The sequence below is a fragment of the Enterococcus sp. LJL90 genome, from assembly GCF_056924355.1.
Genome location: NZ_JBXPBQ010000002.1, coordinates 289,602 through 303,752 on the forward strand (window position 1 = coordinate 289,602; position 14,151 = coordinate 303,752).

At 40.0% G+C, this 14,151-nt stretch carries 15 protein-coding genes and 2 pseudogenes; 5 read left to right on the forward strand and 12 right to left on the reverse strand.

Annotation, left to right across the window (positions count from 1 at the left end; translation table 11 throughout):
• The first annotated feature begins 90 nt into the window (after positions 1 to 90).
• Positions 91 to 792 (forward strand): alpha/beta hydrolase, encoded by a 702-nt coding sequence (locus tag AC1Z3S_RS06255; RefSeq protein ID WP_461739633.1) that lies wholly within the window; start codon positions 91 to 93, stop codon positions 790 to 792.
• A 39-nt stretch (positions 793 to 831) separates the two neighbouring features.
• Here the strand turns inward: AC1Z3S_RS06255 and AC1Z3S_RS06260 are convergent, their stop codons facing one another.
• Positions 832 to 1,467, reverse strand: a complete 636-nt coding sequence (locus AC1Z3S_RS06260; RefSeq protein WP_461739634.1) for a GyrI-like domain-containing protein — start codon at positions 1,465 to 1,467, stop codon at positions 832 to 834.
• Positions 1,468 to 1,528: 61 nt separating this feature from the next.
• Positions 1,529 to 2,416 (reverse strand): helix-turn-helix transcriptional regulator, encoded by an 888-nt coding sequence (locus tag AC1Z3S_RS06265; RefSeq protein ID WP_461739635.1) that lies wholly within the window; start codon positions 2,414 to 2,416, stop codon positions 1,529 to 1,531.
• 304 nt (positions 2,417 to 2,720) lie between these two features.
• Between AC1Z3S_RS06265 and AC1Z3S_RS06270 the strand changes: the two genes are divergently transcribed.
• Entirely contained in the window at positions 2,721 to 3,557 is an 837-nt protein-coding gene (locus AC1Z3S_RS06270) for a class I SAM-dependent methyltransferase (protein WP_461739636.1), read from the forward strand.
• A gap of 76 nt (positions 3,558 to 3,633) precedes the next feature.
• Here the strand turns inward: AC1Z3S_RS06270 and AC1Z3S_RS06275 are convergent.
• The 8 genes and pseudogenes from AC1Z3S_RS06275 to AC1Z3S_RS06310 all read right to left on the reverse strand — a co-directional run bounded on the left by AC1Z3S_RS06275 (position 3,634) and on the right by AC1Z3S_RS06310 (position 8,320).
• A pseudogene (locus tag AC1Z3S_RS06275) lies at positions 3,634 to 4,077 on the reverse strand (DUF3788 domain-containing protein).
• Positions 4,078 to 4,092: 15 nt separating this feature from the next.
• Positions 4,093 to 4,914: a hypothetical protein gene (locus AC1Z3S_RS06280; RefSeq protein WP_461739637.1), complete on the reverse strand. Its 822-nt coding sequence runs from the start codon at positions 4,912 to 4,914 to the stop codon at positions 4,093 to 4,095.
• A 73-nt stretch (positions 4,915 to 4,987) separates the two neighbouring features.
• Positions 4,988 to 5,329, reverse strand: a complete 342-nt coding sequence (locus tag AC1Z3S_RS06285; RefSeq protein WP_461739638.1) for a VOC family protein — start codon at positions 5,327 to 5,329, stop codon at positions 4,988 to 4,990.
• Between the two features lie 80 nt (positions 5,330 to 5,409).
• Positions 5,410 to 5,997, reverse strand: coding sequence for a TetR/AcrR family transcriptional regulator (locus AC1Z3S_RS06290; protein ID WP_461739639.1), 588 nt, complete (start codon positions 5,995 to 5,997; stop codon positions 5,410 to 5,412).
• Between the two features lie 210 nt (positions 5,998 to 6,207).
• The gene (locus AC1Z3S_RS06295) at positions 6,208 to 6,495 is read right to left on the reverse strand and encodes a hypothetical protein (RefSeq protein ID WP_461739640.1); all 288 of its coding nucleotides are present in this window, start codon (positions 6,493 to 6,495) and stop codon (positions 6,208 to 6,210) included.
• Positions 6,496 to 6,536: 41 nt separating this feature from the next.
• Positions 6,537 to 7,070 (reverse strand): GNAT family N-acetyltransferase, encoded by a 534-nt coding sequence (locus AC1Z3S_RS06300; protein ID WP_461739641.1) that lies wholly within the window; start codon positions 7,068 to 7,070, stop codon positions 6,537 to 6,539.
• A gap of 11 nt (positions 7,071 to 7,081) precedes the next feature.
• On the reverse strand, positions 7,082 to 7,522 hold the full coding sequence (locus AC1Z3S_RS06305; RefSeq protein ID WP_461739642.1) for a GNAT family N-acetyltransferase: 441 nt from the start codon (positions 7,520 to 7,522) through the stop codon (positions 7,082 to 7,084).
• 30 nt (positions 7,523 to 7,552) lie between these two features.
• Complete coding sequence (locus tag AC1Z3S_RS06310; protein ID WP_461739643.1) at positions 7,553 to 8,320, reverse strand: hypothetical protein; 768 nt, start codon at positions 8,318 to 8,320, stop codon at positions 7,553 to 7,555.
• Positions 8,321 to 8,407: 87 nt separating this feature from the next.
• On the opposite strand from AC1Z3S_RS06310, the gene AC1Z3S_RS06315 reads away from it, so the two are divergent.
• Positions 8,408 to 9,208, forward strand: coding sequence for a hypothetical protein (locus tag AC1Z3S_RS06315; RefSeq protein WP_461739644.1), 801 nt, complete (start codon positions 8,408 to 8,410; stop codon positions 9,206 to 9,208).
• Here AC1Z3S_RS06315 and AC1Z3S_RS06320 read toward each other — a convergent pair.
• Positions 9,205 to 9,690 carry a GyrI-like domain-containing protein gene (locus tag AC1Z3S_RS06320; protein ID WP_461739645.1) on the reverse strand — a complete coding sequence of 162 codons (486 nt, stop codon included), beginning with the start codon at positions 9,688 to 9,690 and terminating at the stop codon, positions 9,205 to 9,207. The genes AC1Z3S_RS06315 and AC1Z3S_RS06320 overlap by 4 nt on opposite strands.
• Positions 9,691 to 9,822: 132 nt before the next feature.
• Between AC1Z3S_RS06320 and AC1Z3S_RS06325 the strand changes: the two are divergent.
• Together AC1Z3S_RS06325 and AC1Z3S_RS06330 are read left to right on the forward strand one after the other, a co-directional pair.
• Positions 9,823 to 10,310 (forward strand): annotated as a pseudogene (locus AC1Z3S_RS06325) (MGMT family protein).
• A 100-nt stretch (positions 10,311 to 10,410) separates the two neighbouring features.
• Complete coding sequence (locus tag AC1Z3S_RS06330; RefSeq protein WP_461739646.1) at positions 10,411 to 11,340, forward strand: PTS sugar transporter subunit IIB; 930 nt, start codon at positions 10,411 to 10,413, stop codon at positions 11,338 to 11,340.
• Between the two features lie 78 nt (positions 11,341 to 11,418).
• Here AC1Z3S_RS06330 and AC1Z3S_RS06335 read toward each other — a convergent pair whose 3' ends face one another.
• On the reverse strand, positions 11,419 to 14,145 hold the full coding sequence (locus AC1Z3S_RS06335) for an FtsX-like permease family protein (protein ID WP_461739647.1): 2,727 nt from the start codon (positions 14,143 to 14,145) through the stop codon (positions 11,419 to 11,421).
• Positions 14,146 to 14,151 lie beyond the last annotated feature (6 nt).

The following is a 14,151-nucleotide window of genomic DNA, read 5'->3' on the forward strand; positions in this document are numbered from 1 at the left end:
TTTCATAAATTTTAAAGTCCCTAGGATTTCTGTTTTGGGCTTGCTATACTAGCATTAAGATAATTAATAAATTCTATCTAGGAGATACAGATGAATATCCAAGAAATTAAATTGCAGCAGCTGTCGACACTATTGTACGGACGCCCTGCTGATAAAGTCGTTTTATACCTGCACGGACAAGCTGGAAATAAAGAAGAAGCAGCAATAGCAGCCGAAATTTTTGCAGCAAAGGGCTGGCAGACCTTTGCTATTGATTTACCAAAACATGGTCAACGTAAAGATGAGGCTACTGAACTCCTGCCTTGGGAGGTTGTGCCAGAGTTAAATATGGTTGCTGATTATCTATCAGAAAAGTGGCAGCAAGTAGCCTTATATGCCAACAGTATTAGCGCTTGGTTTAGTCTGATGGCCTTTAGTGAGAAAATTTTTACTCAAGCTTTTTTCGTGTCGCCAGTGCTTGATATGAAACAGTTAATTTATCAGATGATGACTTGGGCGCAAGTGACGGCAGATGAACTGCAGGAGAAAAAAGAAATTCAGACTGATTTTGGACAAACCCTTTCTTGGCAATATCTTCAATATGCTAAAGAACAGCCTGTCAGCAACTGGCCAACTCCAACAAAAATTTTATACGGGGAAAAGGACCATCTGACACCTCTAGCAACTGTGCAAACTTTCGTTGAACATAATAACAGCCAGCTAACAATCATGCCGGCAGCGGAACATTGGTTTCACACACCGGACCAGATGGCTTTTTTAAAAGATTGGCTAAGTAAGAGTATTGAAAATTAAAAAAAAGTCCAGAGCTTGATGCACTGCTCTGGACCTTATTTACATTTTTTCAATTGGATAACGCAAAATAGTTTTTCTTTTTTCTGGAGGAGTTTTACGGGCATCATTTAAATAAATTTCCCGATGAACATGGCCTTTTCGCTGATAACCGGCTTCTTTAAGATATTCAGTCATCACTGCAAAAGTCTCAGCTTCTTTTTCAAAGGCTCCCAGATGCAACATCTGCACCGCCTCTTGGTCAGCTATTTCGATAAACCTCACAGCTCTTAGTAAAGGCAGTTTTTTCTTTTGGCTGACCGCTGCCAAAACTTCTTTGTAAAAAGCTTGTGTGATAGCTGCCGGCTGCTGGATCATAATCGTATAAATAAAGCTATCCTTGTCTAAAAAATCAGTTTCATTGCTTGAATCCCATAAACCCTCTAGGGGAAAGACTGTAAAATCTGTCAGTTGTTCAGTCAATTGATTTTCTGAATTGACTTGAAACCTTTTTTTATAGGTCATTTTTATTCCATAGGCAAGTGCGTATAAAGCAGCCACTCGTTCGGCAAAGTCAGCTTGATTTGGATCACCAACGCCGTCAATTGCAATAAATCTTTGTGGGGGTACTGTTAAAATTTGCGGCTTTTGCTTGGCTCCATAAAATGCTTTTTCAGCTTTACGCCATTCATATTTCATCTTGTTTGCCTCCCTTTCTCTTATTACATCTAGTTTAACAAACAAAACCTGTCAGCTGATGTCAGGTTTGATATAAATTTTGCATAGCTGTTATTCTTTGTTGCAGCTCTTTACAAATATCATCAGGAGCTAACACTTTAACTGAGGCGCCAAAGGATAAGATAAAACGATAAAAATCTTCGGTAATAGGAAAGGCTTCTTCAACCAACAAACCCTCAGCATTTTCTGCGAATTTTTCAAAATTTTCAGTGACCCGCTGTTGCAATTTTTTGTCAAATTGCAAGGTCACAACTCTTTTAGGCAATTGAAAATCAGCATTGTCCTGCAAGACTTTTTCGGGAGTCTTTCTGTCAAAGTGCTCAGCTAAGCTTTGCAAATTTTTTATTCTTAACAGTTTGAAAAGCCGTTCCCCTTGGCTTTGCCGACAAAAACCATAGAGATACCAGTCATGGTGTTTAAAAATTAATTTTAAAGGCTCGACTAAACGTTCTGCTGCCGGCTTTTCAATGCCGGCATAAAGAAAACTCACTCGTTGCTGATTAATAATCGCCTGCTGCAACGTTTCAAAGCTCTGCTGGTTTCTTTTCGACCAATCGGAAAAATCAATTTCCAGCCAGTTCAGCTGTTTTTTTTTAAACAGCCCCGCCAACTTTGTCAGTAAGGGCTGTTGGTCAACACTGCCTAACACGGTCAACCCTTCTAAAGCGGCTAACAGTTGTTGCTGTTCCTCATTTGAAAGGAGAGTTTTTTCTAGGGTGAAATTTTTATCGAGGAAAATACCATCGCCTTGTCCCTGTTGAGTATAAACGGGAATCCCAGCACTACTCAAGTGGTCGATGTTTCGATAAATGGTTCTTAAGGAGACTTCAAATTTTTCAGCCAGCTCAGGGGCTGTTACCTGTCCTTTGGCAATCAATTCATAGACTATTTCAAATAGACGTTGTTCCATAATGCCTCCCTATTTCACCCTTTGACAGGGGAATTTTTTTATCATACACTGTAATTACCAAATACAAGTAGGTGAAGTTATCCGGCAAACTGGCAATCAGGTTTTCATTGGTTGAAGTTTGACTGGAAGGGGTAAATAAAATCAAATTTGAACAGGTTTTTCTTTTAGCTGAGCGCCAGCTTTTTTGAGATGCCTGAATTTGATTTTATTTTACTCAAAAACTGCCAAAGACCCAAGCAGGCTGCAGAGTAAAATCTGCAGCCTTTTTGCGTTTTAAACACCTACAAAAAGGAGCTTGATACAAATGAATTTACCACAAAACTTATTTGAACGACCCGCCGTTTATCAAAAAACGGCGGCAGCTTTTTGGGAGGATGAGTACATCTCGTCTCAGATGTTGCAAAATCACCTGAATCCTGAGACTGAAGGGGCCAGCCGTAAATTAACTTTTATTGAAGAGTCGGTTGCCTTTATTTGTCAGACACTGCCCCCTGCTGATTATCCCAAGCTTTTGGACTTGGGTTGCGGTCCAGGAATTTACAGCGAGCTCTTGGCAAAGGCCGGCTATCAAGTAACTGGTGTTGATTTTTCTAAACGCTCAATTGCATATGCCAAACAAGCGGCAATCAAGCAGCAGCTTGCGATTGATTATCAGCAGCAAAATTATTTATCTTTAAATTTGCCAGAGAAATATGATTTAATTATTATGATTTATTGTGACTTTGGCGCCCTTTCCACAATGGACCGCAAGCGAGTCTTACAAAAAATGCTGGACCATTTAAAACTTGGAGGCAAAACTTTATTCGACGTCTTCTCCTTAAATAAGTTTCAACAAATTCGTGAAGCTAAAGACTGGCATTACGTTTTAGAAAATGGCTTTTGGTCCGCTGAGCCTTATCTTGAGCTTCAGCAAACGTTAATTTATCCGCAAAATATCACCTTGGAACAAAGCTTTATTCTGCAGGAGAATCAGCTAACGCCTTATAACATTTGGACTACTTTTTTTGATCAGCATTCTCTAGCCAATGAATGGGCCCAATATCCTGTTAAAATCTGTGACTGGTTCAGCGACGTTGCTGGTCACCGAGATTTCGATCAGCAGGACACCTTAGCAGTTTTGCTGGAAAAAACAGCGGACTAAACTTAATCCGTTGATGCTAAACTAGATTTTGTAATTCGATTTTAAAAGTAATTGAATCCTTTGTTCTATTTAAGCTTCAGACTTTCACCATTACTTTAGGTTGAACCCGCAGATGAATCAATTGCAACACATCAGTGAAACTAGCTTGCTGATCAATTTTTAACATTAACCATTTTTGACCGTTGCCTAGCTTGGCAGCAGCAAAAACTTTTTGCGTTTCTTCCGACAGCAGCGGCAGTGAAGTTTCCGCTGCTGTCATTTCTTTTTGACCAATCACCACTAAAGCAATGAAATATCCTGGCATGGGGTATAAGGTACAAAGTGATTTACCACTTTTTTTGTATTATACATTCCAGCCTGCTTGCAGGCAACAAGCGCTATACGCAAATTTGGGTTTTACCTGATAGCTTGCTGATAAGTAGTTAGTAAATTTCAGACACAAGCGATTGTCGATAAACCTGCAAATTTCTTGAAACGTCGGCGGCTGCCCTTTCGGGTATTCCTCTTGCCAATTTGTCATCAAACTACTTCCTATTTATTTCTGACAGCCACTACAATAATAAATGGTTCCCCCTAGATAACTTTCTTTACTGACTTGATGGCCGCAGCGGGGACAGGGACTCTTCCAAGTTTTACTAGATAAAATTGTCTGATAGCCACCCTTTTGGCCATAAAAATCTTTTTCTGTATCCCGGCCTCCCCCAGCCACAATCCCTTTTAAAACAGTTTTCATTCCTGTAAATAAATCAGTGAACTCTGCATCATTCAAAGTCGCCAGTTTTCTTTTCGGCAAAAGCTGTGCCGAAAAAAAGATATCATGGAGGCTGCCGTTGCCTAAGCCGGGAATACGTTGCTCAGTCCCCATAAAAGCCTTTAAACTGAGGGTCGGCTTGGCCGACTTTCGCAGCTCTTCAAAATATTCTTCATTAAATTCAGTTGCAAGAGGATTGGGCTTTTCTTGCGCCACCTGAAAATATTCGTTGCCAACTAGCTCAGCTGTTTGGAGCATCATCGCACCATACATGCTGACAGAACAAGCCAAAACCCAATCATCTGAAAAGGTTAAAGCAAATTGATATTTTTTCGGCAATTTTTGTGTCGGCGCCAACCAGTAAAAATTCAACCCCTCACTAAAACTCAAAGCACATTTGTGTAATGCGAGTACCACAAAATTTCCGTAGACATTGACCTCTTGAATCGTTTGATTTAGTAGCCACTCCTCGTAAACTTCCTCCGTTGCCGAAAAAAAGGCAAAACGATGGGGTGAATTACCGAAAGAAACCTGCGCAATTTTTTTGCCAATTAACTCTTTGGCCATCTGTTTTCCTAAAACCTGAGCTTCACCAATATCAATCATCTTATCTCTCCTTTTGTTTTCGCTAATCACGTCAGAAAATCAACTGGTAATCTTCTGGAAAAGCGCCTTCATTTTAATAATGGAAAATTTCAAAACGAATACCATCTGGCGATTCAAAAAATAGCGCATAATAGCCACGGGCAATTCGCTCATTGTATTCCTTAGGTCGACCATGTAATATCTTGACCTCCAAGGACTGAATCGTTTCAAAAAATTCATCGACAGCCCTTCTTGATTCCGCTTCAAAGGCCAGGTGCTGCACTGCTCCTGGCTTGCGGGAGTTAACTGAGTCAGCTGCAAATTCTGCTTTAGGCGAGCAAATGCCAAAGTCCAACGCATCATCTAAATATTCCACCACTAACATGTCACTGTGCTCGAGATAACCCTTATATTTTTTGCTGACATCAAAGCCCAAAAGGGAAAATAATTGATCCTAAAAGGATTCAACCTTTTCCACATCTGGCACCGTGATTTGCAAATGATCAAAGCGAAATTTCATTTGCCCGCTCCTTTCTTTTCTTGAAATCTTTGTTGGACACCGAGGAAAAACGTATCATAAGCATAAATTAAGCTGCTTTCGACAGAAGAGGGATGCACAAAACTCTGATGGCTATCTAAGTCAGCATACCCTTGAGCAAGGCTGCGGACAGTCCGAATAATATGGGAGGCCTCTAGCTCACTGGCTCCCAACTCCTGACAAATTTGATAAATTTTGTTGATGGCCTCTTGAAAAACAGGTTGTCCTTGGGTATCTGCCATCAAAGCCGACCATTCGATGGCTTGATACAGTTTCGGCTGTTCTTTAGCAAAATGAACATAGGTTAAAGCCATCGCCTTTAATAGGTCAACGCCATCAAAATTTTCGGCTGAGGTCAACAGTTGATTCTTAATAATTTTTTGAATCTCCAGTTTGACGGCATTTTTTAAGCTCTCCAAATTTTCGAGATGCTTGTAAATTGCCGGTGTACTCACCTTTAACCGTTGGGCCACTTCTTTTAAGGTCAGATTGTCCAATCCGACTTCGGCGGTTAAAGCCAGTCCTGTTTGAACAATTAAATCTCGATTAATCAAATGCTTCGGCATGCCAGTCACCCCTTTTTTTGAAATATATTTATAGCCAGTCAGCTTTTTTAAGTAAAAGGCGTTCCTCGTGGAATTCTTGGTCAGCAATGAAATAGCTGAAGGTTTCTTTTTCTTTAAAGCCCGCCTGCAAGTACAGCTTTTTAGCGATGGGATTGTCTACTTCAACGCTAGTGTAAATTTGAGCTGCATCAACTTCTGTAAAAAAGTAATTTAAAAAAGTGTCAGGGCTTTTTTTCCATAGCCCTGAGCTTGAAATTGTTCGCCAATCATTAAGCGGCTCATCGACCAGTCATTCAGTTCCAAATCAAAATCATAGAGGACGAAGCCTACCATCTCCTGCTGATTATAAATGGCTAGTGGATACATTTTCGGTTCGTAGGCGGCTTGAGCTAACGAGACGCTATTAGCTGCTACAAAACCAGTTTGTGATTGAGCGACTTTTAAATTTAGACATTCTTGGTAATTTTCTCGAGTAATTTTGGCTAATCTTAATGTCATTTGCTGCTCCTTTTGTAAGTTTCGTATTGATAATTGCTTGCTTATTGTTTTGATAATTTGCGGTATTCTTCTTCTAATAATCCATAAACAAAAGTATCCTGCCAAAGTGGTAGGCCAGCTGCATCTTTAAAAAAGGCGACATTTTTTCGCAGTAGACCTTCTCTGTAGAAGTGACAACGCTCTAGAAGTTGCCATGAACGTTCATTTTTGGGATTACAATGGGCGACCACTCGATGGGCACTCTTTTCATAAAATGCCCAATCTAAAATCTTTTTAACTGCCTCAGTCGCCAGGCCTTGTTTTTGGTACGTTCGATTGAAGACATAGCCGAGTGTAAAAATCTGCGCTTCAGTCTCTGCCAAATAAAGATTGCCAATCATTTTCTGATTCGCCTTGAGGCAGACTGCCCAAAAGTTTTCATCGAGACTTCTTTGTGCTGCCGTTTCTTGAGCGGCTTGATAGCTAAAGGGCAGATATGGTTCAAACTCCACCACCTGTGGGCCAGCTAAATATTCATATAAATCATCTGCATCACTTGTTCTAAATTTCCTTATCATTAATCGCTTAGTTTGCATTTTTTCCTCCGTTAAATTGCTAACCATTGAATAAAAGCCGTTTTATCTTCTAAATTATAGCCGGCTTTTTGGTAAAACCTCAAAGTGGCTTCCTCTTTTGCACCAGTCATTAACATTATTTTGTAGCAACGTTGTTCTTGAGCTAAATTTTTGGCAGCAGTTAAAAGCTGACTGCCATATCCCTGTGAGCGAAAGGCTTTTTTTGTCACAACATTTTCAATTAACGCATACGGCCTTTGCTGGCGTGTCAAATTGGGAATGACACTCACAACACAAGAGGCAATCATTTTTTCGGCAATAGTTCCCACCAACACATGTTGATTTGCATCAGCCAACATCTGTTGCCAAACTCCTTCAACCGCTGTAATTTCCGGTAGACTTTCTTCGTGCAAGTCTAAATATAATTCCAAAAGTTCGGCTAAATCAGCCGAAACTGCTTCTCTGATTATCATAGATGCTGCTCCATTTCCCGAAACTGTCAACTAAAAATGCATGACTGCTTCATAATTTTGTCGTCGTTCTTCTTTAATGGCTGTGATTTTTTCGACAATCTCAGCATCTCCTGAATGATAGCGACGGTGAATTTCTGCTGAAACAGTCAATAAATTTTTTTGATGGTCTGTCCCCTTTTCTGAGACAAAAAATAAATGATGGACGGCCAAATTACCATTACTGGCAGGGATTCTCTGCTGATGACGATTGTATTGGGCCAAATCTTCATGGCTGACTTGGCAAAAAAAATTATCGCGACAAGCAATTTGATAAGGTAAGCTAGCCATACTTCGTTGACTGAAAGTCGCCTTAGAATAATTTCTCGAACAGCTATCTTTGCAAAACGACTTGCGGCCTTTGGGTAAAGGTCCGCCACACCATTTACACAGTGTCTGGTCTATTCGTAAATCACAAGGCGTAAATTTGAGACTCTCACCAAATTGTCTTTCATACTCAGCTAAACTGAGCCAACGTCGCTGATAACCTTCTTCTAGCTGCCGCAACTGGCTGCCCTGACCCAAAAAATTGGCCTTTTTGGGAAATGCTTGCGGTAAATTTTTTAACGCCGCTCTTTCCGCTGCTTTCGCCTGTTGAGCTTGCGTTAAAACTGTCAGCATTTCGTTTTGATACTCGTAAACTTTTCGGCATGAAAAACACAGACAAAAACTGACAGCAGCTGAATCAGCATATAAAATTTCTAACTTTCGATTGCAGCGGGGACAGTTGACTCCCGGCATTTTTAGGCGTTTATAGGTCATGAAAACTCCTTATCTAGATGTAAAAGCTGGCTTTACATAAAATTTTTTTCAAGCTATCCTTAAAGGAGACCTTAAGGAGGCTTTGCCATGAAAATTGATTTGACAGCTGAAGAACGCCAGCTATTGTGGCAGCAGCTGACCCCGATACAACAACAGACTCTTACCGATTTCAAAAAATATCAGCTGCAGTCTTTATTTCTAACCAAAAATTTTTTAGCTGATCAAGAATGGCAATTCTTTGATTTCAAAGAAAATCCCAGCTATCCCTTCGGCGAGTCCAATCGCCTTTACTGTCGCTGTGGTCGGGAATTAAAATATCAATTCATTTTAAAGTCTCAGACAAGCGGCGAATTACTGAATTTAGGAGCGACTCATTTTGCCCAGCACCTTAGTGTTGAACCACAGATTGCCCGCCAAATTCAACAGGGTCTGCTGCAATTAGATCGTGGTGTCGATATTATTTTGCAAAGTAAAGCACAAGGCCTGCGGTTTCCTAAACGCCATTATAATTTATTTAAAAATCATGGCTTGATTAAACAAGCTCCGGCACAATTTGCCCTTCGACTGGCGGCTTTTAAGACCGCCGACCTGCCCTTATACGATGAAGATATTCAAGAATTAATTGGCTATTTGAAAAAAGCTGGCTTGGCCTTACCAAAATTGGTAAACAATCAAGCAACCCTCGTCAGTTCTGGCAAAAATCATTTTAGAGAATTGATTTTTCTCCTGCAAAAACTTGAGATTGGTGAAGCGATTGAGACTCACTTATTGCTTGAGACATTGCCGATTACTCAGCAAGAATTAGTGCGTTGGTTAGGCTTTTTGACTGGCGGTACCTTCCCTGTTCAATTAAAGCAAGTTGCAGACACATGGTACCGGATTGCTTAATTAAAATTCTCCGTAACTTTTACGATGGGAATCAACATCTGTGTTAAATAATTTTCTGGCGGCTGTTTTTCATCATTTAAATAATGATAATAAATTCCTCCATTCGCTTGATAGCCATTTTTAGGAATCCATTCACTCAAAGCCATCATCGTCGGATCCTGCTTTTCGTATTCTCCTAAATCAATGGTCGTTGCCACTAAACCTGCTGGTAAAACGGTACAGTTTAGTGGTTTTTTAGTCGCAATCCGACGAGGAATCACCATGCCAACCTCGACATCTAATTGAGCTAAATCAATGTTATGAAAGCAGGTTACTAAGCCACTGCTAGGAGCTAAATTTTCTTTTTCTAAGGCTTCGTCAATTTTTGGTAATGTTTCCCCAATCAACCCACTGTATTCAGCAAAAAAATCAATTGTCTGCCGGTGGCTCAAAAAAATTAATTCTGGCAATTCCTTGACATAAATTTTTGAAATTTGATTCATTTGACCACACTCCTGATAGAAAATTATATTTTAAAATAGTTTGCTAAAGTAAAAGTGGCTCATTGCATTTTGCTGAAAAAGACTTTATCCTTGAATTGAGGTAACTAAAATGATGTCAAGGAGGTCATTTCAATGGCGAATGAAGATAAAAAGGACTTTAATGCCATGCTCCACAAAGAAAACGATATGCCAAAAATCCAAATTGTCACCGATCCAAAAGTGATTGCCCGTTATGGCGGCGAAAAAATGTTTTTTGCACCAGCCCCCACCTATGATGCGATTATGAAAAAAATTCCTGAAGGTAAGCTGACAACAGTCAGTGAGATACGGACTTATTTGGCAGAAAAAAATCAAGCAGATTTTACGGAACCAATGACAGCCGGGATTTTTGTTTCCATTTTTCCTGGGCGAGCGAGCAGCGGACCACCGATAAAACACCCTATTGGCGTACTCTTAAAACTAATGGCGAATTGAATCCGAAGTACCCCGGTGGCATTGAGGAACAGAAAAAATTATTAACGGCAGAAGGCCATCGAATTATCCAAAAAGGTCGGAAAAATTTCCGCTATTATGTTGAAAATTATCAAACTGCCTTGATTGAGTTATCTGAGCTGCTCTAATTTTTTAAAATAAAAGCGATTTATTTCACTTGTTTTATAGTATAATTTTAGTTAATCGAATTAACTTTGTCAATTGAAGTTCGCTGAAGGAGCATTTCAAATGTTTATTTTTGTTGGTTGTGCAGGCGGCGGCAGCTCTAGTTTATTCTGCCAAAAAATTGCCCAACATGTGAATGAAGAAGATCAAAACTTAACGGCAGTCGCCCTCGACGCTTTTACTGCCCTGGCAAAATACAAAGCATACGGGGATAAATATGATTTAATTTTTGTTTATGGAGGAATCAATGCCCTCAGTGCTTCTAGCGCCTTTGAGTTTGGTCAACTTTTTGATGTAGTATTTGTGGCGCCACAAGTCCGTTATCTGACCAAAGAAAAAATACGGTTACTAGCTGATTACCCAACTGTGGTGCAAGATATTCCCCCAAAAATTTTTGGTATGATGGATGGGCAACAAGCTTACGCTGATTTATTAGATCAATTAATTGAACTTGATTATCAGCGGGGCTATCAATCGGCTATCCACAGTGCTTCAAAGGCTGCCGATAAAAACATGGAGATTTTAGTGATTAACGGCAATGCTGACGGCAGACTTTTCACTCAGTTCTTTGAATATTTAGGCGAATTGGGGATTCGACCGATTGCCGAAAAATTCAGTCTTGAAGGCTTGTTCGATTTTCAACCACAGACTGATTTTGATATTCGCTTTTTATTTGGTAATAGCGAGACTCTGAATAAAGCGGATATGCCGAAGATTTCCCGGCGCATAGACAGCGTCATCCTGCCCCGCTCCCTGCAATTTCCCTTCACGGAAGAAAAGGCTTGGTTAAAGGATTATCAGATTCCTTACCTGTTAGTCAGCCAACAAGATTTTTATCGAAATGAATTTACCCAAATCAATCAGCTTTTCTTAACGATGCTGATCCAAGCTGCCTTTAAGACAGAATTTACGAGTGAGCTGCGGGTTGATTATTTAGAAACGGAAAAATTAAAAAAGCGCAAAACATTTTTAGGCATTTTTTCTTGGGAATAAAAATGAAATAAAAAAACAAAGCGACCGCTGGGAAATTTAATCTCAGCGGCTGCTTTGTTTTAATTAGGTATTTTTGATTTATTCATTTGATTTTAAAGCGCCAATCATATCAATTTTTTTCAGACGCTGATGGGTAATCAGCATCACTACCGCAGAGAAGAAAATTGTGAGTCCTGCAGAAAAAAGATAACCAATCGCTGGCACCAGCAAAGGAAAGCTAATACTTGGTGAAGCTGCCATGGTAATAATAAACCAAGTGAGGACATTTCCCACCACAAAGCCCAGCAAAATTCCCAAGCCAGTAAAAATGATCGACTCTCGAACGATATACATTGTCACCTCTTGATCATAAAAGCCTAATACTTTAATGGTGGCCAATTCCCTTTCCCGTTCAGAAACATTAATATTCGTCAGATTAAATAAAACAACTAAAGCCAGTGTTCCAGAAAGCACAATAAAAATAATCACCACAGGTTGCAGATTGGTACTAGAATAGGCCTGCTTTTCTAATTGCTGACTCATAAAAGTGGTGGTCAATACTTGGTCAGTCCCTTTTAATTCTGCCGCCAAATCATCTTGGCTAGACTTTGACATTTCTGTAGTCTGAATTAAAAAGGAATTAGCCTGATGACTCTGGTCAGTTAGTTGCTCTAAATAATTCTGTAATAACAAGACATTGTTCCCTAAATAGTTCTCAACGATGCAGCTAATTTTAAGAGTCATCTGATTGCCGTTTGCATCTTGAAAAACTAAGTCATCGCCAGCTTTCACTTCATAGGCTTTGGCTAAGCCTTCTGAAATAATAGCGCCATCTCCCACTAATTCAGTGGAAGAATCACTGCTTGTTGACTGTAAAGTAAAATTGGCACGCGCTTTAGCAGATGTTTCAAAAGCATAAAGAGAGGCGCTTTGATCAGCTACTCCGTCTGCCTTAAATGTTACTTGACTTGCATAAACCGGCGTTTCTTTAGTAACCGCCGCAGTCGAGTCTAAAACATCTAACGTTTGACTGGCTTCATCTGCCGATATCCCACTATCAAGAGTCACAATGCCTTGAAAATGATTTAGTTGATTAAATTGCACAGTGCCGACATTTTCAATCGAGTCTCTTAAGCCAAAGCCCGCCAGCATTAAACCACAGCAGCCAGCAATCCCCGCAATTGTTAAAATCATGCGGGCCTTATATCTAAACAAATTCCGATAAGTAACTTTTTGATTGAAGCTTAACCGGCGCCAAACTGGTTTAATATATTCTAATAAAATTCGCTTACCGGGTTTCGGTGCTTTAGGCATAAGTAATGCTGTTGGTTTTTCCCGTAAATCCTTCATTAAAATATAAATCGTTGCTAGGACCGTTGCTATAAAACTTCCGCCAATTGCAATTAAAATGGGCACCAGCCAAAAAGTTATCGTGTAATCGGTAAAAACATAAGACGCTCCGAGCATATTAAAAACAAGCGCCGGCAGAGAAAATGTCCCGACAAAAATCCCCAGCACAGTGCCCACGACAGCCGTCAACAGGGCGTACAAAATATATTTCATAGAAATTTCTATATTGGTATAACCAACGGCTTTCAAGGTCCCAATAATTTTTCGATCTTCTTCCACCATACGCGTGATGGTCGTAAAGGTAATCAAGGCGCCGATTAAAAAGAAAAATACCGGAAAAACATTGCCAATGGCATCAATTCGATCAGATAAGCTGGTCACCTCTTCAAAGCCGGGATTAGAGGTTCGTTCGTTAATCAAATAATTGGGCGTCGACAGATTTTCTAAATCTGTTTTCGCTTGATCAATTTCGGCTTGAGCCTCGTCAATGGTTTGCTGATTTTCCGTCAGCGTCGTTTGTTGAGTGCTTAATTCAGTTTCTGCAGTAGTAATTTGTGCTAAAGCTGCTTCGTAACTACTCTGGCTTTGTAAACTGGCAGTCGCTATCAACTGACTCTTTTGATTTTCCAATTGTTGCTTCGCCTCATCCAGTTGCGTTTGACCGGCAGTCAGCTCGCTTTGGCTTTGATCAAGACTTGCTTGGTTTGCGGCAATTTCATCATTGCCGCTTGCAATAAGTTCCCCTCGTCTTTCACTTTTTCGGCTAGCAAATTTTGTTTCCAGCTGATTTAATTTGGTTGTTAGCTGCTCTTGATAGTCGTCAGAAAAAATATCCAATTCCGCCAATGAATCAAAACGCAAATACATGATGGAATAGGTATCACCAGCAGAAAAGGCGTCTTGACTAAGATAGGCATACCCATCAAGAGTGCCGTCGCCCACATTTGATGAACCAAATTCATTTTCGCTGACATAAATTGGCGATTCGACAAAGCCAACAACTTTAAACTCCGTATCCTCTAATTGATTGTTTTGAATCATCAATGTCGAACCCAGAGGATAAATCTCAGCTAAACTTTCATTGAGAACAAGCTCATTAGGTGCTTTAGGTAGCTGGCCTTCGACTAAGGACAAGTTATTTTGACTGCTATTCTCATCATAGGAAAAGACTTGTAAATCAATATTCTCATCTTCATCATCATAGGCAAAACTATAACCAAGTTCGGCGGTTGCACCGGTTTCTTCGGCGATAGCTTGATCCTCTTCAGTTAAGCCAGCTGTTCCGATGATTTGTACATCAGAAATATTTTTTTGACTGACAAATTCATCAACTGTCTGCTCCAAATCAGGTCCAACTGATTTAATGCCGACAAAGAGTAATACCGCCATAAAGATGATTAAAATAATTGCAACAAAGCGGCCAATGGTATCACGAATATCTCTAAAGAGACTGCGCAAATATAATTTATTCTTCAAACAAGG

Coding starts and splice junctions, on each gene's coding strand:
- AC1Z3S_RS06255 (WP_461739633.1), top strand. CDS start 91: ATGAATATCCAAGAAATTAAATTGCAGCAGCTGTCGACACTATTGTAC.
- AC1Z3S_RS06260 (WP_461739634.1), bottom strand. CDS start 1,467: ATGAAATATGAATGGCGTAAAGCTGAAAAAGCATTTTATGGAGCCAAG.
- AC1Z3S_RS06265 (WP_461739635.1), bottom strand. CDS start 2,416: ATGGAACAACGTCTATTTGAAATAGTCTATGAATTGATTGCCAAAGGA.
- AC1Z3S_RS06270 (WP_461739636.1), top strand. CDS start 2,721: ATGAATTTACCACAAAACTTATTTGAACGACCCGCCGTTTATCAAAAA.
- AC1Z3S_RS06280 (WP_461739637.1), bottom strand. CDS start 4,914: ATGATTGATATTGGTGAAGCTCAGGTTTTAGGAAAACAGATGGCCAAA.
- AC1Z3S_RS06290 (WP_461739639.1), bottom strand. CDS start 5,997: ATGCCGAAGCATTTGATTAATCGAGATTTAATTGTTCAAACAGGACTG.
- AC1Z3S_RS06295 (WP_461739640.1), bottom strand. CDS start 6,495: ATGACATTAAGATTAGCCAAAATTACTCGAGAAAATTACCAAGAATGT.
- AC1Z3S_RS06300 (WP_461739641.1), bottom strand. CDS start 7,070: ATGCAAACTAAGCGATTAATGATAAGGAAATTTAGAACAAGTGATGCA.
- AC1Z3S_RS06305 (WP_461739642.1), bottom strand. CDS start 7,522: ATGATAATCAGAGAAGCAGTTTCGGCTGATTTAGCCGAACTTTTGGAA.
- AC1Z3S_RS06310 (WP_461739643.1), bottom strand. CDS start 8,320: ATGACCTATAAACGCCTAAAAATGCCGGGAGTCAACTGTCCCCGCTGC.
- AC1Z3S_RS06315 (WP_461739644.1), top strand. CDS start 8,408: ATGAAAATTGATTTGACAGCTGAAGAACGCCAGCTATTGTGGCAGCAG.
- AC1Z3S_RS06320 (WP_461739645.1), bottom strand. CDS start 9,690: ATGAATCAAATTTCAAAAATTTATGTCAAGGAATTGCCAGAATTAATT.
- AC1Z3S_RS06330 (WP_461739646.1), top strand. CDS start 10,411: ATGTTTATTTTTGTTGGTTGTGCAGGCGGCGGCAGCTCTAGTTTATTC.